Here is a 19,611-nt window from a genome sequence, read left to right on the forward strand (position 1 = left end):
ACCAACGCAGGAAAGGCACGACGATGGACCCCTGGAACCAGGCCGTCGCACACATCGAACGCGCCATCGCCGACGGAGCGGCCCACCGCACCACCGGCGACATCGACGTCGCCGCCCTGGCACGGATCACCCTCACCTCGCAACACCACTTCCGACGGATGTTCTCGGTCCTGGCGGGCATGCCCGTCTCCGACTACATCCGGCGCCGACGCATGACCGTCGCAGCCTCAGCCGTGCTCACCGCGCACGAACCGCTGCAGGACATCGCCACGCGCTTCGGCTACACCTCCGCCGACGCCTTCAGCCGCGCCTTCACCGCGGTCCACGGCATCGGACCCACCGAAGCCCGACGCACCGGCGCGGTGCTGCGATCCCAGCCCCCACTGCGCTTCTCGCTATCGGTGAAGGAACAACACCGATGCAATACCGGCTCACCGACCAAGCCCCGTTCACCCTCGTGGGCCGACGGCGCACCATGCCCCTGGTCCACCACGGCCCCAACCCCGACATGGAGCACTTCCGCGCACAACTCGGCCTCAACACGCTCGCCGACATCAGCGCCCTGTCCACCCGGACACCGACCGGCGTGCTCGCCGTGAGCACCGACTTCGCCGAAGACCGCGCCGACGGCAGCACCTTCGAGTTCTGGTACGCCGCCGCCACCGACCAGCCACCAGCACCCGACAACGGCTACGAGACCCTGCCCGTGCCCGCTCACACCTGGCTCGTGCTCAGCTCCCAGACCGCCCAGACCGCCGACATCCAGCAGCTGTGGGCCCAGGCCTACGGCGAGTGGTTCCCCGCCAACCCCCACCAACCGCTGCCCGCCCCCGAACTGCTCGCCCCCGAACTGCTCGCCACCGTCCTCGACGACCACGCCCAGCCCCACCACGCCGAACTGTGGCTCGCGGTCGCACCCACACCCTGAGCCATCAGCCCTCGAGATCCCACGCCGACATCACGTGCTTGATGCGCGTGTAGTCCTCCAGACCGTGGTGGCTGAAATCCCGCGCCGACGCCGAATGCTTGAAACCCGAGTGCGGCATCTCGGCCACCAGCAGGTCATGGGTGTTGATCCACACCGTGCCCGCCTGCAACCGCCGCGACATCCGCATCGCCCGACCGTGATCACGCGTCCACACGCTCGCCGTCAACCCGTAGCGCACACCGTTGGCCAACTCCACCGCCTCCTGCTCACCGGCGAAGGACTGCACCGTCACCAACGGCCCCAGCATCTCGTGCTGCACCAGCTCATCGTCCTGCTCACAACCGTCGACCACCGTGGCCTCCAGGAAGAAACCCCGCTCACCACGCCGCCGACCACCCGCCACGACCTGGGCGTGCCCCGGCAACCGCTCCAACCGGCCCAAAACCAATTCCAGCTGCCCCTCGCTGTTGAGCGGACCGAACGCCGCATCCGCGTCCTGCGGCGGACCGGGCCGCAACCGCCCGGCCCACTCCACCAACCGGCCCACCAGCTCCTCGCGCACCTCACCGGCCACCAACACCCGGCTCGCCGCCGTGCAGCTCTGCCCCGCGTTGCCGAACGCCGCCGCCGCGATCCCCTCCGCAGCCCGATCCAGATCCGCATCCGCGAACACCACCGCAGGCGCCTTACCACCCAGTTGCAGATGCGCCCGCTTCAAATCCGCCGCCGCCGACCCCGCGACCTCCATCCCCGACCGCACCGTCCCGGTGATCGAGAACATCCCCGGAACCTCGTGCGCCACCATCGCCCGACCGCTGTCACGATCACCGCAGACCACGTTGACCACACCCGGCGGCAAGAACTCACCCACCAGATCACCCAGCAACACCGTGCTCACCGGCGTGGTCTCCGCCGGTTTGAGCACCACCACGTTGCCCGCCGCCAACGCCGGACCGATCTTCGCCGCCGCCTGCAACAGCGGATGCGTCCACGACGTCACCGCCGCGCACACCCCGATCGGCTCCCGCCGCGTGAACGACGTGTGCCCCTCCCGGTACTCACCACCCGCGGTGGCACCCTCCACCCGAGCCGCACCCGCGTAGAAGCGCAGCAGATCCACCGCCATCGGCAGCTCCTGCGCCCGTACCACCTCGAACGACTTGCCCGTGTTGCGGCACTCGGCCAGCACCAACTCCTCGCTGCGCGCCGCCACCGCATCGGCGATGCCCAGCAACGCCTCCTGCCGACGCCGCGGCGTGACCTGCGACCAGGACTCGAACGCCGCGGCCGCCACCGGCATCACCGCATCGACATCGGCCCAGCGGGTCAACGGCGCCGTCGCGTACTGCTCACCCGTGCTGGGATCCACCACCGGCAACGTCGCACCATCCAGCGCCGCCACAGACTCGCCACCGACCAGGTTGTGCAGTTCTCCGCTCACGCCACACGCCTCCAAGCCACGCCGACCGCCGCTGGCCGACCACGCCCCGAGGCTAACGCCGCGCGCTCACCGCAGGGCGCGGTCCCGCCACCACCACTGCGAGGCGGTACCGATCACCAGCAACACCAGCACCGGCGCGAACGCCCACCGGTAACCCACCGCCGGATCCCAGCCCGACACCACCTCCAGCACACCACCGACCAGCAGCTGGATCAGCACCGCAGCGCTGAAACCACCCATGTTCACCACACCTGTGGCAGTGCCGGAGCGGTGCTCGGCGTTGGCCGTCCGCGCCCCGTCGAAGGCCAGCATCGCCGCACCACCGGCCACACCGACCGCCAGCAACGCCACCACCAGCACCGGCATCGGCAACGCACCCGGCCAGCCGACCATCACCGCCCACACGACCACGACCATCGAGGACAACCCGAACGTGTAGCGGTCCCGGCGGCGCGGACGCCCCGACACGTACTGCCCGGCGAACCACGACCCCGCGATGAACCCGGCCACGCTCACCAGCAGCAGCGACCCGACCTCCGACTGACCGTGCCCCTGCGCGGCGCTGAGCCACGGCCCGCCCCACAACGTGGTGATCGCGACGAACTGCGCCATGAGCACGAAGTGCGTCCAGAACGAGTGCTTGGTGCCGCGCTGAGCGGCCACCGCCCGCAGGCTGTGCCAGATCCGCTCGGACACCGGCTCGGACTCGGCGACGCGGGCGCGCGCCGAGGAGTCCCGGTCGCGGATGATCAGCGCGGCCGCCAGGCCCAGCGCGGCGGTCAGCGCCGCAGCACCCAGGAACGTCGGCACCCACCCCAGCGAGTGCAGCGACAGGCTCAGCGGCAGCGTGGAGACGACCTGCCCCAGCCCGCCGGCCAGACCGGTCAGCGCGGCGACCTTGCCGTAGCGGTGCGGCGGGAACCAGTGCGCCGCCAGCCGCAGCACGTTGGTGAACATGAACGCGTCACCGAAACCGATGAGCATCCGCCCGGCGATCCCACCGACGATCGAACCGCTCAGCGCGAACACCGCCGAGCCGACCGCCAGCGCGACCATGCCGCCGGTGATGACCTTGCGCGGCCCGAGCCGGTCGGCCAGCAGCCCGGCCGGGATCTGCAGCACCAGGTAGACGCCCAGCTGCAGCGCGGAGAACAGCGCCAGCACGCCCGGACCGGCGTCGAAGCGCTGCACCGCCTCGGGGGCGGCGACGCCGAGCCCGGCCCGGTGGAACAGCGCCGCGCAGTAGCACAGCGCTCCCACACCCCAGACCAGCCACGCCGTGCGGCTCCCGGAACCTCGCCGCTGGGCGCCCGCCTGCTGCGGTGGCGCTTCGACCGTCGTGGACAACTGCGACCCCTCCCCTGAAAAAGACTTGTATCCATCATAGATACAAGAGGGGTGGAAGTAGGATGCTCACGTGTCGAGCGCAACAGCATCCGAAACGCCGGCGGCCGACCGCGCGTACCAGCACGTCAAGGCCGGACTCCTCGACGGCAGCTTCCCCGATGGCGAGCTGCTCAGCGAGGGAGAAGTGGCCAACGCCCTCCAGATGTCGCGCACACCCGTCCGCGAGGCCTTCCTGCGCCTGCAATCGGAGGGGTTCCTCAAGCTCTACCCCAAGCGCGGCGCCCTGGTCGTGCCCGTCAGCGCCGCCGAAGCCCGCGCGGTGATCGAGGCCCGCCTGGCGCTGGAGAGCTTCGCCATCGACAAGCTCGCCATCGAAGGCCCCGAGGCGATGACCGCCGTCGGCCGCGAACTCGCCGACCACCCCGCCTGCGACGGCACCGACCTCAGCGACGCCGAGATGCACGTCGCCGACCGCGCCTTCCACGCCACCCTCGTCGGCGCCGCGGGCAACCCGGTCGTCACCGACCTCTACAACACCTTGCGCGACAAGCAGATGCGCATCACCTCCACCGCCCGCACCCACTCGACGCGCGAGCGCATCACCCACCAGCACGCCCAACTCGCCGACACCCTCGCCGCCGGCGAGGCCGAGCTCGCCAAGAAGCAGCTCCGCGAACACCTCCTGGGCACCGTCCGCGCCCTCGGCATCGCAGGCGGTTCCTACCTCGACCCGACCGACGTCTGAGCCTGGTTTTGTGAGGTGATGTGCGGGTGGAAGTGTGCGATGCGGAGCATTGATTTCGGCCAGCACTGAAATCACCGAGGTTATTAACCATCAAAGAGTGACTTCCGGAAGGCGCACATCCTGATCCGGCCGCATCATCTGGCCATGAACGACACCGAACACCGCTCAGCCACGGTCATGGCCGACCTCAGCGGCACGATCGTGCACTTCAACGCCGACGCCGAACGGCTCTTCGGCCACCCCGCCCACGAAGCCATCGGCGCCACCCTGGACCTCATCGTGCCCGCCGAACACCAGCAGGCGCACTGGGCGGGATTCCACCGCGCCATGCGCACCGCCCACGCCGACCTCGAAGGCAATCCCGTCAACCTGCCGGTGGTCTGCCACGACAGCCAGATCCGGGTCTTCCCCGGCGTGTTCGGCGTGCTGCGCGACCCCTACGGCAACGCCCAGGGCGCCGTGGCCACCTACGCCGCCGCCCACGAGGGCGCCCAGCCGTTCACCCCCGTCACCGTGCCCGCCCAACAAGTGCGTCCCGGCGCCGGATGACCGGCACCGGGACGCGACGACCGCTCGATCAGCCCTGTTCCGGCGGCTGCGACATGTTCGCCGGCGGAACCTCCTTGCGCGCCACCGCCTCCGCGGCACGCACCGCCTCGGCGACCTCGGGGTTGGTGGAGGTGTCGAACCACGCCTGCACCGACTCCTCCACCGCCTCGGCCGGCGGAGCGTCGCTGGTCTCCTGCGACGGCTCGTAGCGGAACACCCCGTCCTCGCCCGGCTCACCGAGCATGCGGGCGAAGCCCTCCAGCGACTTGCCGAAGTCGCTGGGCACCACCCACACCTTGTTGGCATCGCCCTGAGCCATCTGCGGCAGCGTCTGCAGGTACTGGTAGGCCAGCAGCTCCGGAGTCGGCTTGGCGCGCTTGACCGCCGCGAAGACCTTCTCGATCGCCTTGGCCTGCCCCTGCGACTGCAGGTACTGGCTGGCCCGCTCACCCTGCGCCCGCAGGATGCTCGACTGCCGGTCGGCCTCGGCCTCCAGGATGGCCGCCTGCTTCTGGCCTTCCGCGGCCAGGATCGCCGACTGCTTCTGCCCCTCGGCGGTCTTGATCGCCGACTCCCGGGTGCCCTCGGCGTTGAGGATCATCGCGCGCTTCTCCCGGTCGGCGCGCATCTGCTTCTCCATCGAGTCCTTGATCGACGGAGGCGGATCGATCGCCTTGAGCTCCACCCGCGCGACCCGGATCCCCCACCGGCCGGTCTCGGTGTCCAGCACCCCGCGCAGCTGCGTGTTGATCGCATCCCGCGAGGTCAGCGTCTCCTCCAGGCTCATCGCACCGACCACGTTGCGCAGCGTCGTGGTGGTCAGCTGCTCCACCGCCACGATGTAGTTGGAGATCTCGTAGACCGCCGCCCGCGCATCGGTGACCTGGAAGTACACCACCGTGTCGATCGAGACGGTCAGGTTGTCCTGGGTGATCACCGGCTGCGGCGGGAACGACACCACCTGCTCGCGCAGATCTATGCGCGCCCGAACCCGGTCGAAGAACGGCACCAGCATGTTCAGCCCCGGCTGCGCCACGGTCCGGAACCGGCCCAGCCGCTCCACCACCGCCGACTGCGCCTGCGGTACGACCATCACCGACTTCACCACGACGATCAGCACCAGCAGCACCGCGGCCACCAGCACGATCACTTCAGCCATTCCCACGAAGCCTCATCTCCCTCAGGGCTCGGCCCACACCACCGCTGTGGCGCCCGCGATCTCCATGACGGTGACCGTGCGGCCGGCCTCGATAACCTGGGTCTCGTCCAGAGCCCGCGCCGACCACAACTGGCCGTCGATGCGGACCTGACCCCCCTGCGCATCCACTGCGGACTCCACGCGCGCCTGCTTCCCCACCAGGGCGTCCGCGTTGGTCTTGAGCTCGCGCTGCACGAACATGCGCCGCTTGAGCGCAGGACGGGCCAACAACACCAACCCCAGCGCCAGCGCCGCGAACACCGCGACGTCCACACCCAAGGGCATGCCCAGCGCCGAACTACCGGCGGCCCCCAGAGCCGCGGCACCGATCATGACCAGCACGAAGTCCCCGGACAGGATCTCGGCGCCGATCAGCAGCACCCCGGCGATCAGCCACAGCAGCGCAGGAGTCATGCGTCCATCGTGGCACGTTCGCCCCAGGCGCCACCGGCATTCTCAGCCCACGTGATCAACGTGTGACCGCCGGATCACCCCTCCGCGGTGACGAAGTCGATCAGCTGCTCCACCGCGGTCAACAACGGCGTCTCGACGTCGCGGAAGCCCGAGGCACCGGCCAGCACCCGCCGCCAGCCCTCCGCGGGCTCACCCCAGCCCAGCCGCGAGCACACGCCCTGCTTCCAGTCCTGCCCGCGCGGCACCGCCGGCCACTCGCGGATGCCCACCGCAGCGGGCCTGACCGCCTCCCAGATGTCGACGTACGGATGCCCGGTGATCATCACGTGCTCGTCGGTGATGCCCTCCACCAACCGCGATTCCTTGCTTCCCGCCACCAGGTGATCCACCAGCACCCCGACCCGGCGCCCCGGCTCCGGCCCGAACTCGGCCAGCAGCCCCGGCAGGTCGTCCACGCCGTGCAGCGGCTCCACGACGACGCCTTCCACTCGAAGGTCGTGACCCCAGATCCGCTCGACCAGCTCGGCGTCGTGAATGCCCTCCACCCAGATCCGGCTGCCGCGCGCCGTGCGGGCCCGCAGACCCTCCACCTTCACCGAACCCGACGCCGACCGCGCCGGAGCCGCCGGGGTGCTCGTGCGCGCCGGCACCAGCGTCGCGGGCTTGCCCTCGAACAGGAACGCGGCCGGGCGCATCGGGAACAAGCGCTGCTTGCCGTGCCGGTCCTCCAGCACCACGTTGCCCTTCTCCACCCGCAGCACCGCACCGCAGAACCCGCTGGCCGGGTCCTCGACCACCAGCCCCGGTTCAGCCGGGACCTCCGGCACCTTCTCGCGCCGCGAGCCCGACAGGATGTCCCGTCCATAATCAACCGACCGCACGAGCGGACACGGTAATCCGATCATGGCCCACCGTCGTGCCGCCACGCCGCGCCACCGGCCATGGGCGGAGTCACACCACACCTCCCCCGGGACCCAGCAAGGGTTTTCGATCCGTACCCTCTACCGACGTGCCATGCCCAAGCGCCACATTGGTTGTCTGGTCGTCCGCCTGGCTGCACGGTGCGGCCGCGTCGGACGACGTGCTCGATGCCCTGCAGACCTGGGGCGAGGTGCAGGAGTTCCGCGCCGCCGACGACGAGCTCGCCGCGCGCCTGGACCTGCCCGGCCCCCACGAGACCCCCGCCGGCCCCGCCCTGCTGCTGGCCGCGCTGCGCAAGGCCGGTGCCTCCACCGGTGAACTGGCGCTGCCCGTGCCCGGCGACGCCCGCGGCCTCGGCGGAGCCACCCCGTTCTCCAAGCTCGCGATGCGCATCGGCGAAGCCACCGTGCTGCCCGAAGCCGGACTGGGACTGGTCCCCGAGCGCATCGCCGAAGGCATCCTGCGCTGGACGGTGTTCGAGACCGGCGAACTGCCGCCCGCCGAACACCTGCCGATCGGCGAAGCCGAGCACGGCATGGCCTCGGCCATGCGCGAAGCCGCCACCGCCCTCATCGAACTCGGAGTCGCCAAGCAGCGCCCCGGCGTGCGCGAGGAGATCGCCCAGACCATCGCCGCCAAACCCACCCCGGACTGGCCGGAGACCATCCCCCAGCGCACGCTGCGGATCCTCCAGCGCGCCACCGAGGTCGAGGCGATCCTGTGGGTGGCCACCGACGACGCACCCGGCGGCGCCCTGTCGGCCTCGGCCATGCGCAGCCGCACCGACGCCCTGCGCCCACTGTTCGACGCCGTGCGCGCCGCCCGCCGCGCCTCGGTCGCCGAGATGGTCCGCGTCCTGGCCGACCAAGCCGCCCGCTCCTGACCGACGTTGATGGGGGTGCCCGCTCCACCGAGCGGACACCCCCATCACCAGCCGAAAACCCTCAGCAGCAGCCGGGAGCGCACAGCGCCCCGTTGACCGTCGACCCCGCCATCCGAAGCTCCGAGAGCTTGCACACCGGGGCGGCATCGGTGTGCTCGGCGATCAACTCCACGATCATCTTCACGAACCGCGGATCGGTGCCCGCCGTGGCCGCGCGCGCGAAACCCAAGCCCAACCCGGCAGCCGCCTCCTCCGCCTCGTTGTCCAGGTCCCACACGACCTCGAGATGATCGGAGACGAACCCGATCGGGCTGACCACCACCGAGCCGACCCCCTTGGCGTGCAGGTCCTCCAGGTGATCGCAGATGTCGGGCTCCAGCCACGGCACCTGCGGCGGACCCGAACGCGACTGCCACACCACGTCGTAGCTGTCCGCACCCACGCGCTCGGCCACCAGCCGCGCGGCCTCGGCGACCTGCCGCGAGTACCACCGCGGCCGCCCGTCGGCACCCGGCCGCTCATCCGCGCGCAGCGGGATCGAGTGCGCGGTGAACACCAACCGCGCCTGCTCGGCCCGCTCCCCCAGCTCGGCGTAGGCGGCGCGCACCGCATCCGCGTTGGCCTCGACGAACAGCGGGTGGTCGAAGAACTGCCGCAGCTTCACCAGCTCCGGCGCCCGCTGCCCGACCGACTCCCGCGCCCGCACGATGTCCTCGTGGTACTGCTTGCACCCCGAGTAGCCGCCCCACGCCGAGGTCGCGAACACCAGAGCCCGCCGCACCCCGTCATCGGCCATCCGCCCGACGGTGTCCTCGATCATCGGGTGCCAGTTGCGGTTGCCGAAGTAGATCGGCAGATCCCTGCCCCGCGCGTCCAGCTCGGACCGCAACGCGGCCATGATGTCCTCGTTCAGCCGGTTGATCGGCGACACGCCACCGAAGTGCAGGTAGTGCTCGGCCACCTCGTCCAAGCGCTCCGGCGGCACTCCCCTGCCCCGGGTCACGTTCTCCAGGAACGGCCGCACTTCCTCCGGGCCCTCCGGCCCCCCGAACGACAAGAACAGCAACGCATCAAAGCTCACCGAACCATCATCGCGCCGCTGATTCATCCCCGCGCAACCGGGGCGCACCCGATGTGAACCACGAGATGCCGGAAACGACGAGGGGCGCCCCGGATCCACTCCAGAGCGCCCCTCCGCACGACCGATCACACCCCGAGCGAGTGCACACCACCGTCGACCATGATCATCGAACCGGTCGTGGCGGGCAGCCAGTCCGATAGCACCGCGCAGATCGACTTGGCCACCGGCGTCGGGTCGTTGACGTCCCAGCCCAGCGGAGCCCGGTCGCCCCAGCCCGCCTCCAGGTCCGCGAAACCCGGGATCGACTTGGCCGCCATCGTCCGCACCGGACCCGCCGACACCAGGTTCACCCGCACGCCCTTGGGCCCCAGCTCACGCGCCAGGTACCGCGACGTCGACTCCAGCGCCGCCTTGGCCACGCCCATCCAGTCGTAGGCCGGCCACGCCACGCGCGCGTCGAAGTCCATGCCCACGATCGAGGAGCCCTCGCTCAGCAGCGGCAGCGTCGCGGTGCTCAACGACTTCAACGAGTACGCCGAGATCTGCACCGCTGTGGACACGTCCTCCCACGGGGCCTCCAGGAAGTCCCCGCCCAGGCACGACGCCGGCGCGTAGCCGATCGAGTGCAGCACCCCGTCCAGACCGCTGACGTGCTGGCGCACCCGCTCCGGCAGCGTCTCCAGGTGCTCGGCGTTGGTGACGTCCAACTCCAGCACCGGCGCCGGCTTGGGCAGCCGGTTGGCGATCCGCTCCACCAGGCTCAACCGGCCGAAACCGGTCAGCACCACCTCGGCACCCTGCTCCTGGGCGGCCTTGGCCGCGTGGAACGCGATCGACGCGTCGGTGATCACCCCGGTGACCAGGATCCGCTTGCCTTCGAGCAATCCGCTCACGAATAAACCCCTTCGAAATCACATGCCGGGCGCCCACGCACCCGAGGTGGCCGGCACCAGCGCTGTGCCGGAAGTCCCTTCACCCGCTACCGAGCGGGTCAGTGCCCCATCCCGAGACCGCCGTCGACCGGGATCACCGCACCGGTGACGTACCCGGCCTCGTCCGAGGCCAGCCAGCGCACCGCGCCCGCGACCTCCTCCGGGTCGGCCATCCGCGACAGCGGAACCTGCCCGAGGATCTCCTTCTTGCGCTCCTCCGGCAGATCGTCGGTCATCTCCGTCTTGACGTAACCCGGCGCGACGACGTTCGCCGTGATGCTGCGCGAACCCAGCTCGCGCGCGATCGAACGCGCCATGCCCACCAGACCGGCCTTGCTCGCCGCGTAGTTGACCTGCCCCGGACCACCGGAGAGCCCCACCACCGACGAGATGAAGATCATCCGCCCGAACCGGTTGCGCAGCATGCTGCTCGCCGCGCGCTTGGCCACCCGGTACGAACCGGCCAGGTTCGCGTCGATGACCCGACCGAACTGCTCCTCGCTCATCCGCAGCAGCAGCGTGTCGTCGGTGATGCCCGCGTTGGCCACCAGCACCTCGACCCGCCCGTGCGCGGCCTCCACCTCGTCGAAGGCCGCCGCGACCTGGTCCGAGTCGGTGACGTCGCACTGAACGCCGAACAGGCCCTCGGGCGCACCCGATCCGCGGTGCGTGACCGCGACCTTGTCCCCGGCCGCCTGGAACGCTCTCGCGATGGCCAGGCCGATGCCGCGGTTACCGCCGGTCACCAGTACGGACCGTGCCACTGTGGATCTCCCATCGAACGCCTCAAGATTCGTTTCAGCCGCGACATTATCCGCTCAGCGAGCCCCACCGCTCATCGACTCCTTACACAAATGGGGCCCCTTTCTGGTGGCGTGCCTACACACCGGGCCACCCGCGCACGACAGACCGCACCCCCGGCCAGTACGGTGGCCCACCACGCTCGCACTGATCACCACGAGCGTGGTGCAACAGACACGAACCTGGGGGAATGCGCGGTCCCGCGACCGGCGTTGCCCGAGTACCTGCCCCACCATCCGAAGAGGGATCCAATGGCCACGGTCGAACTGACCAAGGACAACTTCGACGAGGTCGTCAGCGACGACAAGTTCGTCATCATCGACTTCTGGGCTTCCTGGTGCGGCCCGTGCAAGCAGTTCGCCCCGGTCTTCGAGAAGGGCTCGGAGACCCACGACGACATCGTCTTCGCCAAGGTCGACACCGAGGACCAGCCCGAGCTCGCCGCCGCCTTCGACGTGCAGTCGATCCCGACGCTGGCGATCATCCGGGACAAGGTCCTGGTCTTCCAGCAGCCCGGCGCCCTGCCCGAGAACGTCTTCGAAGACCTCGTCGGCCAGGCCCGCGACCTCGACATGGAGCAGATCAAGAACGAAGCGGAATGATCCGCCGGTGCCGGGCCCACGACCGGGCCCGGCACCGCCTCAGAACCCTCCCTCGGCCGCATCACCGGCCGAGGCGTGCAGCACGCCCGGCAACTGGTTGATCTCGTCCACCAACGTCGCCACCGGCGTCTTGGCGCGCAGCCGCAGCGCCACCACCGCCGTGCGCTGCTCCTCGTCGGAGTCCTCCCGCTCGACCTGCAGGTCCAGCACCGCCCACCCGCGGCTGGTGCACAGCGTCAGCACACTGCGCAGCACCCCGTAGCCGTCCAGGTAGCCCACCCGCATCACCTGCGGCTCCCGCAACGCCGGACGCACCGCCCGCAGCAGGTACGGGAAGCCGATCGCCACCAGGAAGTGCACCCCGGTCGTCGCCGCCGCCAGCACCACCAATCCCCCGCCGCAGGCCATCCCGACCGCGGCCACCAGCCACACCGAGGCCGCCGTGGTCAGACCGCGCACGGCATCCCGGCGCACGAAGATCAGCCCGCCACCGATGAACCCGATGCCGGAAACGATCTGCGCCGCGACCCGCGACGGGTCCAGCGACACCCGGTCGAACACCAGCAGATCACCGAAGGCGTACTTGGACACCAGCATGAACAGCGCCGCGCCTACCCCCACCAGGGCGTGGGTGCGCAACCCCGCGCTCTTGGCCCGGATCTCCCGCTCCAGCCCGATGAGGCTGGAGAACAGCAACGCCGTCCCCAGCTCGATCAGGAGCGGTAATTCGTCCAGCCCGGACACGACCGCATCAGCAGGCATCCCAAAAACCTAACACCGCTCCCGGCGGCGCGCGGCTACGACGAACGCGGCCTGCGGGCCAGGTAGACCACCGCGGGCGGCAGGTTGCGCCACACCGTGCGGCTGACCACGGTCTCCTCGAACGTCGCCTTGAGATCCGCGTGCTGCTTGCGCGCAGGCGGCGCCCACCGCGTCCAGGTGTAGGCGAACTGCGTGAACACCCCGTCCGGAGCCATCACCGACGCCAGCAGCTCCACCAGCGGAACCCCGTCCACCGGCGCGTGCGCCACCCACGGCAACCCGCTGACGACCACGTCGGCCTCGGCCAGTCCGCGCTCGGCCAGCAGGTCCGGAACGCTGCGGGCGTTCCCACACACCGAGTCCACACCCGGGAAGCGGTGCCCCAGATCAGCGGCCCAACCCTCGTTGAGCTCCACCGCCAGGTGCGTGCCCCGCCCGCCCAAGCGGCGCTGGATCACCTCGGTGAACGCACCCGTGCCCGGGCCCAGCTCCACCACGACCGGATCCCCGGTCAGCGGGATCGGCGCCACCATCTGCTCGGCCAGCGCCCGCGAACTCGGGCCCACCGCCGCGGTCGTGGTCGGCGACTTGACGAACTCCCACAAGAAACGAGCTGCCGTGTTCAAGGGGACGAGGCTCCTGTCGTCGGCTACGGCAATCGCCGACCGGCGAACAACGAGATCCCGGCCGCGATGATCGCGCAGAGAGTACCCAGCACCAACCACGGTTTGCTGGCGTCTGTGTGCTTGGTCTCGTAGCCGATCTGCTCACCCAGCGTCTCGTAGACCTCGCGCAACTGCTCCGCGCTGGCGGCCTTGTGGAACTCGCCGCCGGACAACCGCGCGATCTCCTGCATCGCGTCGTCGTCGACCTCGACCCACTCCTGCTCGCCCTCGATCTCGATCGAGCCGTGCTTGGTGCCGAAGGAGATCGTGGAGATCGGAACGCTGGCCTTCTTCGCCTCGAGGGCCTTCGTGTACGCGCCGCGCGGCGCGTCCATCTCCCGCGGAATGGTCTGCCCGCCATCGGCCATCAGCACGATCCGCGCCGGCGGAGCACCCGCCGGACCGCCGACCATCTTGCCGAACGAGTCGATGGCCTGCATCGAGGCGTTGATCCCGTCACCGGTCGCGGTCGCCTCGGCCAGCTTGAGGGTGTCGATCGCCTGCTTGACGCTCGAACGATCCGTGGTCGGCATGACCAGCACCGTCGCCGTCCCGGCGAACGACACCAAACCCAGGTTGATGCCCGGGGTGAGCTTGTCGGCGAACTCCTTGGCCGCGACCTTCGCCGCCTCCAACCGGTTCGGCTCCACATCGGTGGCCTTCATCGACAACGACACGTCGATGGTCAGCATGACCGTCGCCCGGTTGCGCGGAATCCGCTGCTCGGCCGTCGGACCCGACAGCGCCACCGTCAGCAGGATCAGCGCCACCCCCAGCAACGCCGGCGGCACGTGCTTCCACCAGCCCTGCCTGCCCGAGGCGACCCGGTCCAGCACCTCCAGGTTGGAGAACTTCAGCGAATCCCGCTGCCTGCGCCGCATCGCCCACACGTAACCGGCGACCAGGCCGGCGACCACGAACAGCAGCAGGAACCACCACGGCGTGGTGAACCCGGTCAGACTCAACATCACCCAGCTCCTCCGCCGGACCAGCCGCGCTTGCGCGCCATCACGAACCGCACGACATCGGCGATCCAGTCGGAATCGGTGCGCAGCACCAGGTGAGCGCACCCGGCCCTGCGCAGAACATTTGCCACGTCCTCGCGGTGCGCGGCCGCAGCAGCGGCGAACTCCTTGCGCAGCACCGGCGTCGTGTGCACCTCGCGCCGCCGGCCCGTCTCCGGGTCCGACAGCAGCACCGTTCCCACGTCGGGCAGCTCCACGTCGCGGGGGTCGATCACCTCGATGGCCAGCAGCGAGTGGCGGGCACCCAGCCCGCGCAGCGCGCGCTGCCAGTCGGTGGATCCCAGGAAGTCGGAGACCACCACCGCCAGTCCCCTGCGACGCGGAGGCCGCCGCAACGATTCCAGGAGTCCGGACAGATCTCCCCGGGTGCCCTCCGGGGCCCGCGGGGTCTCGGCGACCTTCTTCAGCAGCGCCCGGGCGTGCGCGGCACCGCCGCGCGCGGGCAGCCGGTGCTGCCCGGTGCCGTTGTCCACCACCGCACCGATGCGGTTGCCACCGCCGCTGGTCAGGAACATGACGGCGGCCAGCGCCGCCACGGCCAGCTCCCGCTTGTCGCAGGCGGCGGTGCCGAAGTCCAGGCTCGGCGACAGGTCCATCGCCACCCACGTCTCCAGCTCCCGGTCGGCCACGGTCTGCCGGATGTGCGGCTCGGCCATGCGAGCGGTGACCGCCCAGTCCATCCGCCGCACGTCATCACCGGGCTGGTAGGCGCGGGCCTCCCCCGGCTCGCTGCCCGGACCGGGCACCAGTCCGAGGTGATTGCCCTGCAGGAGACCGTCGAGCCGACCGCGCACGCTCAGCTCCAGAGCGCGCAGCGCGACCTCCATCCGCCCGGTCTCCAGGGCCGGTGGCGCCCATGCCGGGCGGTCACCGCCGGAGTCCGCGGGTGCCGCCACGTCTGCCCCTCCCCTCACTGGTGCGGTGGCATCGGCGGCTGGCCGTAACCGGGCTGCACGGCCGGACCGACCGGCGCGGCCTGCTGCTGCCCGCCCTGCGGTCGGGCCGAGACCTGCGGCAGCGGCACGGTCTGCAGCACCCGGCCGACGATGTGCTCAACCGGGATGCCGTCGGCCAGCGCGTCGTAGGACAGCACGAGGCGGTGGCGCATCACGTCCGGCACGACGTCCACCACGTCCTGCGGCAGCACGTAGTCGCGCCCGCGCACCAGCGCCAGGGCGCGCGCGGCGGCGATGATGCCGAGGCTCGCGCGCGGCGAGGCGCCGTAGGAGACCCAGCCCGCGATGTCGGACAGGCCGTGGTCGTTGGGCATCCGGGTTGCGACCACCAGCCGGACCACGTAGTCGACCAGCGCGTGGTGCACGAACACCCCGGCGGCGACGTCCTGCAGCCGGATCAGCTCCTCGGGGTTGAGCACCCCGTTGGGCTCGGGCGGGGTGACGCCCATCCGGTAGATGATCTCGCGCTCCTCCTCCGCGGTCGGGTACTCGACCGGGAGCTTGAACAGGAAGCGGTCGCGCTGCGCTTCGGGCAGCGGGTAGACGCCCTCGTTCTCGATGGGGTTCTGAGTGGCCAGCACCAGGAACGGTGCGGGCATCGGGAAGCTCTCGCCGCCGATGGACACGTGCCGCTCGGCCATGACCTCCAGCAGCGCCGACTGCACCTTGGCGGGCGCGCGGTTGATCTCGTCGGCGAGCACGAAGTTGGCCAGCACCGGGCCGAGCTCGACGTCGAAGCGCTCGCTGCCCTGCCGGTAGATGCGGGTGCCGAGGATGTCGGCGGGCACCAGGTCGGGTGTGAACTGAAGCCGCGAGAACGAGCCGCCGACGACGCGGGCGAAGGTCTCCACCGCGAGGGTCTTGGCGACACCGGGCACGCCTTCGAGCAGGATGTGCCCCTTGGCCAGCAGGCCGGTCAGCATCCGCTCGACCAGGCGGTCCTGGCCGACGATGACGCGCTTGACTTCGAAGACGGTGCGTTCGAGCAGCTGCGCGTCGCGCGCGGGAGTGCTCGACGAACCCGCCTGACCCGCTGGACGCGCCGCAGCCGCTCCGGCGCCCCCGCTCTCACCGTTGCCGGCCTCGGTCACTTCTCCCAGCCTCCTCGTCGATGCGGCCGTTTCGGGCCGATCAAGATCCTGGCACGACGCTCGCTCCTCGCGCACGAGGGGGCGCATCGAACGCCCACTCAACCCCATCGGCGGTATGACCCCTGTGAAGCTGAGCCCCGCTCCTCGTCTTGGCGGGGTTTGGGCCTTGCTCGAAGAGCATTAATTTCACTCGACACTGAAGTCATAGATGCTGTTAACGATTCGACGCAGCGCTCCCCCGGATTCGGCACCACGGGAGTGGTCAGCGTTCCGGCGTACGAGCCCGTCGCAGGTCGTGCGGGGTGTCCACATCGGATACCTCAGCCGTGGTGGCGTCGATCCGAAGTGGATCCAGCGGCGCGAGAAGGTCTCGGACCGGCCGGTTCCGGACTTCCGCGGGCATCGCTTCGCGCAGGGACCGCAGGCGCCAGAGGCCGACCAGCCACTGCGCGCGGCCGCCGGGCTCGGACAGGACCGCTCCCCGAGCCGCTGGGTCGTCGCGCAGCGCGGTGCGCAACCGGACCAGCGTGTCCTGGGTGAGGTGCGGGTGATCAGCGGCGAGGATCGCGACCAGCCCGTCGGCGTCGTCGATCAGGCGCAGCCCGGCCTCCACCGCCGCGAGCGGCCCTCCCCCGGCCGGCTCCTCGACCGTCCATCGGACGGGCGAGCCCGCGGGCCGTTCGGGACCGACCACCACAACGGGATCAGCGCCCGCCACGGCGTCGAGCGTGCGGTCCAGCAACGTCCGGCCGAGCACCGGCAGCATCACCTTGTCCACGCCGCCGAGCCGGCGCGCTCCCCCACCGGCCAGCACCACCGCCGCGAAATCCGCCACCCGGCAATGCTTGCAGCACCCCTGGTCCGGAGACCAGCCGGGCCGTCAGAGCACCCGCACCGCGTAGGGCGTGATGCCGCCGTAGCGGACCGAGGTGACGCGCACCCGAGAACCCGAGTACGGCGCCTCGACCATCTTGCCGTTGCCCAGGTAGAGGGCGACGTGGTGGATGGAACCGCCGTCGTCCCAGAACAGCATGTCGCCGCGGCGCATCTGCGAGAGCGGGACGCGCTTGCCCGACTCCGCCTGGTACCCGCTGTAGTGGTCCAGCGAGACGCCCGCGGCGGCGAACGCGTAGATCATCAACCCGGAGCAGTCGAAGCCGATCTTGGCGTAGTCGCCGTAGGCGTCGGCCACTCCCCCGTCCCGGATGCCGCGCGTCGGCCCGCGCGAGTTGCCACCGCCCCACGCGTAGGGCATCCCCAGCTGCGACATCGCCCGCGAGATCACCGCCTCGACGTCGCCGGAGACCGCCGGTGCGGAGCTGCCCGCCTGGTCGTCGTTGCCGACCGGTTGAGCAGCGGCGGCCTGCTCCTCGCGGGCCTTGTCCTCCTGCCACTCCTGGTAGTCGGCGCGCTGCGCCTGCAGCCCGGTGACGCGGGAGCGGGCGGCGTCGAGCTCGGCCTGCGCGGAGTCGCGGTCGGCCTGCAGGCCCTGGGACTGCGCGGCCTGCTGCGCGCGGGCCTGGATCGCCGTCTGCTGCGCGGCTTCGGCGGCGGAGCGCGCCTCGTCGGCGGAGCGGCGTTTGGCCTCGGCCTCGTCGAGCGCGGCGCGGGTCATGGAGTCCTTGTTGACCTTCTCGATGCGCGCGCGTTCGAGGTCGTCGAGGACGTCGAGCTGGGAGTCGCTGATGGCGTCGAGCAGCGAGGCCCGTTCGAGCATCTCCTGCGGGTCGCGGGCTCCGGCGTAGGCGGTGATCGAGCCGAGCTTGCTGCCCTGCCGGTAGCTGCTGGCGGCGAACTGGTCGAGCCGGTGGCGCTGCGCCTCGATCCGGTCCGCCGCCGAGCGCGCTTCGGCGGCGGCCGCGTCAGCGGCGGCGCGCGCCTGGCCGTAGGCGGCCTCGGCGCGCTGGAGGTCGACGCGGGCCTTGTTCGCGTCCTCCATCTTCACCTCGACCTGCGACTGCAGGCCGATCAGCCGGGATTCGGCCTCGGCGAGGCGGTTGGCCAGTTCACCGGCCTGGCCCGCGGTGCGCTGGGCTTCGACCTTGCCCGCCTGGATCTCGGCGTCGCTGGGATTGGGCGGGGGCGGCGGGACGGCCACGCCGGTGCCGGTGGCTGACAGACCGACCGCGCACAGCAGCACCAGCACGCCGATCCTGCGTGCGCCTCTCGTCGTCGACAACACCCGTCACCTCCAGCAGATGCACCCGTTCGGTACCGAAACTTAGGCCGAACGGAGTCACAATTAGCCGGAGTTTGGCACTCCTGTCCCAGGCGCACCACACGAAACGGACGTTTCCCTTGCAACGTCAACCACTCGTGTCACATCTGTTCCCACGTGCTGGGATCTCCCCAGGTCCGCAGCGGCTCGGCGGAGTCGATCAGCGGAGCCGCCGCGAGGCCGGGCAGCACCTCGGTGAGCGGGCCGCGCAGGACCGCGTCGGCGATCTCGTCGTAGGGGGTGGGCTCGGCGTTGCAGATGATCAGCTTCGTCCCGGCCTTGGCCGCCAGCTCCGCGAAGGCCGCGGCCGGGTAGACGGTCAGCGACGTGCCCGCGGCGACGAACAGGTCGCAGTCCAGCGATGCGCGCCTGGCCTCCCGCAGCACGTCGGCGTCCAGCGCCTGGCCGAAGAACACCGTCGCCGACTTGAGGATGCCGCCGCACGAGCGGCAGTCCGGGTCCCGCTCGCCCTCGGCGACGCGCTGCAGGGCATCGGTCATGGCTCCCGTGGCGCCGCAGTGCACGCACACCGTGCGGCGCATGGTGCCGTGCAGTTCCAGCACCCGGTCGCGAGCCAGACCGGCGCGCTGATGCAACTCGTCGATGTTCTGGGTCAGCAGGGCGCCGAGGCGCCCGGAGGCGGCGAGGTCGACGAAGGCCCGGTGCGCGGCGTTGGGTTCGGCGTGCCAGGCGGGGTTCTCGGCGCGGGCGCGCCACGCCTGCGCGCGGAGGTCCTCGTCGGCGAGGTAGCTGTCGATGTCGCTGAGCCGGGCGGCCTGCGGGTTGCGGGTCCACACCCCGTCCGGGCCCCGGAAATCGGGGATGCCGGAAGCGGTCGACACGCCCGCACCGGTGAGCGCGGTGATGCGCCGGGCGGCGCCGAACAGTTCGCGAACGCGCTGCCAGGTCGCGCTGTCGTCAGCCCCCGAGGCTCGTTCCGTCACCTCCACAAGGTGCCACGGACCGGGTCACCGGCGGCGCACCGGGCCGCCGTGTGTTGCCGGTCACGACCGTTCTGACCGGGCGCGCAGCGATCATGTGAAGTCCGTTTT

General features: G+C 70.7%; 21 protein-coding genes and 1 pseudogene. 6 read left to right on the forward strand and 16 right to left on the reverse strand.

From position 1 onward, the window contains the following. Nucleotides 1-23: 23 nt before the first annotated feature. Nucleotides 24-341, forward strand: a pseudogene (locus AB0J78_RS10550) (helix-turn-helix transcriptional regulator); the annotation flags it as partial. A gap of 77 nt (nt 342-418) precedes the next feature. Beyond that, nucleotides 419-928, forward strand: coding sequence for a GyrI-like domain-containing protein (locus AB0J78_RS10555; RefSeq protein WP_363788514.1), 510 nt, complete (start codon nt 419-421; stop codon nt 926-928). 4 nt (nt 929-932) lie between these two features. Here the strand turns inward: AB0J78_RS10555 and AB0J78_RS10560 are convergent, their stop codons facing one another. Both AB0J78_RS10560 and AB0J78_RS10565 read right to left on the reverse strand, forming a co-directional pair. Continuing rightward, nucleotides 933-2,369, reverse strand: coding sequence for an aldehyde dehydrogenase family protein (locus tag AB0J78_RS10560; RefSeq protein ID WP_363788515.1), 1,437 nt, complete (start codon nt 2,367-2,369; stop codon nt 933-935). Between the two features lie 66 nt (nt 2,370-2,435). Next, entirely contained in the window at nt 2,436-3,716 is a 1,281-nt protein-coding gene (locus AB0J78_RS10565) for an MFS transporter (RefSeq protein WP_363788516.1), read from the reverse strand. Nucleotides 3,717-3,786: 70 nt separating this feature from the next. On the opposite strand from AB0J78_RS10565, the gene AB0J78_RS10570 reads away from it, so the two are divergent. Both AB0J78_RS10570 and AB0J78_RS10575 read left to right on the forward strand, forming a co-directional pair. Continuing rightward, complete coding sequence (locus tag AB0J78_RS10570) at nt 3,787-4,461, forward strand: GntR family transcriptional regulator (protein ID WP_363788518.1); 675 nt, start codon at nt 3,787-3,789, stop codon at nt 4,459-4,461. A gap of 144 nt (nt 4,462-4,605) precedes the next feature. Continuing rightward, on the forward strand, nt 4,606-5,010 hold the full coding sequence (locus AB0J78_RS10575; protein ID WP_363788519.1) for a PAS domain S-box protein: 405 nt from the start codon (nt 4,606-4,608) through the stop codon (nt 5,008-5,010). A gap of 28 nt (nt 5,011-5,038) precedes the next feature. Here AB0J78_RS10575 and AB0J78_RS10580 read toward each other — a convergent pair whose 3' ends face one another. The 3 genes from AB0J78_RS10580 to AB0J78_RS10590 form a co-directional block, all read right to left on the reverse strand. After that, on the reverse strand, nt 5,039-6,169 hold the full coding sequence (locus AB0J78_RS10580; protein ID WP_363788520.1) for an SPFH domain-containing protein: 1,131 nt from the start codon (nt 6,167-6,169) through the stop codon (nt 5,039-5,041). A gap of 21 nt (nt 6,170-6,190) precedes the next feature. Continuing rightward, on the reverse strand, nt 6,191-6,622 hold the full coding sequence (locus tag AB0J78_RS10585; protein ID WP_363788521.1) for an NfeD family protein: 432 nt from the start codon (nt 6,620-6,622) through the stop codon (nt 6,191-6,193). A gap of 74 nt (nt 6,623-6,696) precedes the next feature. Continuing rightward, the gene (locus tag AB0J78_RS10590) at nt 6,697-7,503 is read right to left on the reverse strand and encodes a DUF3097 domain-containing protein (RefSeq protein WP_363788523.1); all 807 of its coding nucleotides are present in this window, start codon (nt 7,501-7,503) and stop codon (nt 6,697-6,699) included. A gap of 128 nt (nt 7,504-7,631) precedes the next feature. Here AB0J78_RS10590 and AB0J78_RS10595 point away from each other — a divergent pair, with 128 nt between their 5' ends. Continuing rightward, nucleotides 7,632-8,426: a hypothetical protein gene (locus tag AB0J78_RS10595; RefSeq protein ID WP_363788525.1), complete on the forward strand. Its 795-nt coding sequence runs from the start codon at nt 7,632-7,634 to the stop codon at nt 8,424-8,426. A gap of 61 nt (nt 8,427-8,487) precedes the next feature. Here AB0J78_RS10595 and AB0J78_RS10600 read toward each other — a convergent pair whose 3' ends face one another. From AB0J78_RS10600 to AB0J78_RS10610, 3 genes are all read right to left on the reverse strand, one after another. Further along, on the reverse strand, nt 8,488-9,507 hold the full coding sequence (locus AB0J78_RS10600) for a ferrochelatase (protein WP_363788527.1): 1,020 nt from the start codon (nt 9,505-9,507) through the stop codon (nt 8,488-8,490). A 125-nt stretch (nt 9,508-9,632) separates the two neighbouring features. Continuing rightward, nucleotides 9,633-10,400 (reverse strand): enoyl-ACP reductase FabI, encoded by a 768-nt coding sequence (gene fabI / locus AB0J78_RS10605; protein WP_132679804.1) that lies wholly within the window; start codon nt 10,398-10,400, stop codon nt 9,633-9,635. 98 nt (nt 10,401-10,498) lie between these two features. Further along, nucleotides 10,499-11,203: a beta-ketoacyl-ACP reductase gene (locus tag AB0J78_RS10610; protein ID WP_363788529.1), complete on the reverse strand. Its 705-nt coding sequence runs from the start codon at nt 11,201-11,203 to the stop codon at nt 10,499-10,501. Between the two features lie 288 nt (nt 11,204-11,491). Here AB0J78_RS10610 and trxA point away from each other — a divergent pair, with 288 nt between their 5' ends. Further along, the gene (gene trxA, locus AB0J78_RS10615) at nt 11,492-11,842 is read left to right on the forward strand and encodes a thioredoxin (RefSeq protein WP_363788531.1); all 351 of its coding nucleotides are present in this window, start codon (nt 11,492-11,494) and stop codon (nt 11,840-11,842) included. 39 nt (nt 11,843-11,881) lie between these two features. Here the strand turns inward: trxA and AB0J78_RS10620 are convergent, their stop codons facing one another. The 8 genes from AB0J78_RS10620 to AB0J78_RS10655 all read right to left on the reverse strand — a co-directional run bounded on the left by AB0J78_RS10620 (nt 11,882) and on the right by AB0J78_RS10655 (nt 19,446). After that, a complete protein-coding gene (locus AB0J78_RS10620) occupies nt 11,882-12,604 on the reverse strand; it encodes an MgtC/SapB family protein (protein WP_363788533.1) in 723 nt (240 codons plus the stop codon). 35 nt (nt 12,605-12,639) lie between these two features. Beyond that, nucleotides 12,640-13,230, reverse strand: coding sequence for an SAM-dependent methyltransferase (locus AB0J78_RS10625; protein ID WP_363788535.1), 591 nt, complete (start codon nt 13,228-13,230; stop codon nt 12,640-12,642). A 23-nt stretch (nt 13,231-13,253) separates the two neighbouring features. Continuing rightward, nucleotides 13,254-14,234 carry a VWA domain-containing protein gene (locus AB0J78_RS10630; RefSeq protein WP_363788889.1) on the reverse strand — a complete coding sequence of 327 codons (981 nt, stop codon included), beginning with the start codon at nt 14,232-14,234 and terminating at the stop codon, nt 13,254-13,256. A gap of 2 nt (nt 14,235-14,236) precedes the next feature. Then, nucleotides 14,237-15,121: a DUF58 domain-containing protein gene (locus AB0J78_RS10635; protein WP_363788890.1), complete on the reverse strand. Its 885-nt coding sequence runs from the start codon at nt 15,119-15,121 to the stop codon at nt 14,237-14,239. 83 nt (nt 15,122-15,204) lie between these two features. Next, nucleotides 15,205-16,239, reverse strand: a complete 1,035-nt coding sequence (locus AB0J78_RS10640) for a MoxR family ATPase (RefSeq protein WP_363788891.1) — start codon at nt 16,237-16,239, stop codon at nt 15,205-15,207. Between the two features lie 364 nt (nt 16,240-16,603). Beyond that, nucleotides 16,604-17,176: an NTP transferase domain-containing protein gene (locus AB0J78_RS10645; protein WP_363788537.1), complete on the reverse strand. Its 573-nt coding sequence runs from the start codon at nt 17,174-17,176 to the stop codon at nt 16,604-16,606. Between the two features lie 45 nt (nt 17,177-17,221). Next, complete coding sequence (locus AB0J78_RS10650) at nt 17,222-18,520, reverse strand: NlpC/P60 family protein (protein ID WP_363788539.1); 1,299 nt, start codon at nt 18,518-18,520, stop codon at nt 17,222-17,224. A gap of 140 nt (nt 18,521-18,660) precedes the next feature. After that, on the reverse strand, nt 18,661-19,446 hold the full coding sequence (locus tag AB0J78_RS10655; RefSeq protein WP_363788893.1) for a Sir2 family NAD-dependent protein deacetylase: 786 nt from the start codon (nt 19,444-19,446) through the stop codon (nt 18,661-18,663). Nucleotides 19,447-19,611 lie beyond the last annotated feature (165 nt).

It is taken from the genome of Saccharopolyspora sp. NPDC049426 (assembly GCF_040676935.1).
Classification (GTDB): domain Bacteria; phylum Actinomycetota; class Actinomycetes; order Mycobacteriales; family Pseudonocardiaceae; genus Saccharopolyspora.

Coding starts and splice junctions, on each gene's coding strand:
- trxA (WP_363788531.1), top strand. CDS start 11,492: ATGGCCACGGTCGAACTGACCAAGGACAACTTCGACGAGGTCGTCAGC.
- AB0J78_RS10620 (WP_363788533.1), bottom strand. CDS start 12,604: ATGCCTGCTGATGCGGTCGTGTCCGGGCTGGACGAATTACCGCTCCTG.
- AB0J78_RS10575 (WP_363788519.1), top strand. CDS start 4,606: ATGAACGACACCGAACACCGCTCAGCCACGGTCATGGCCGACCTCAGC.
- AB0J78_RS10555 (WP_363788514.1), top strand. CDS start 419: ATGCAATACCGGCTCACCGACCAAGCCCCGTTCACCCTCGTGGGCCGA.
- AB0J78_RS10635 (WP_363788890.1), bottom strand. CDS start 15,121: ATGGAGGTCGCGCTGCGCGCTCTGGAGCTGAGCGTGCGCGGTCGGCTC.
- AB0J78_RS10580 (WP_363788520.1), bottom strand. CDS start 6,169: ATGGCTGAAGTGATCGTGCTGGTGGCCGCGGTGCTGCTGGTGCTGATC.
- AB0J78_RS10585 (WP_363788521.1), bottom strand. CDS start 6,622: ATGACTCCTGCGCTGCTGTGGCTGATCGCCGGGGTGCTGCTGATCGGC.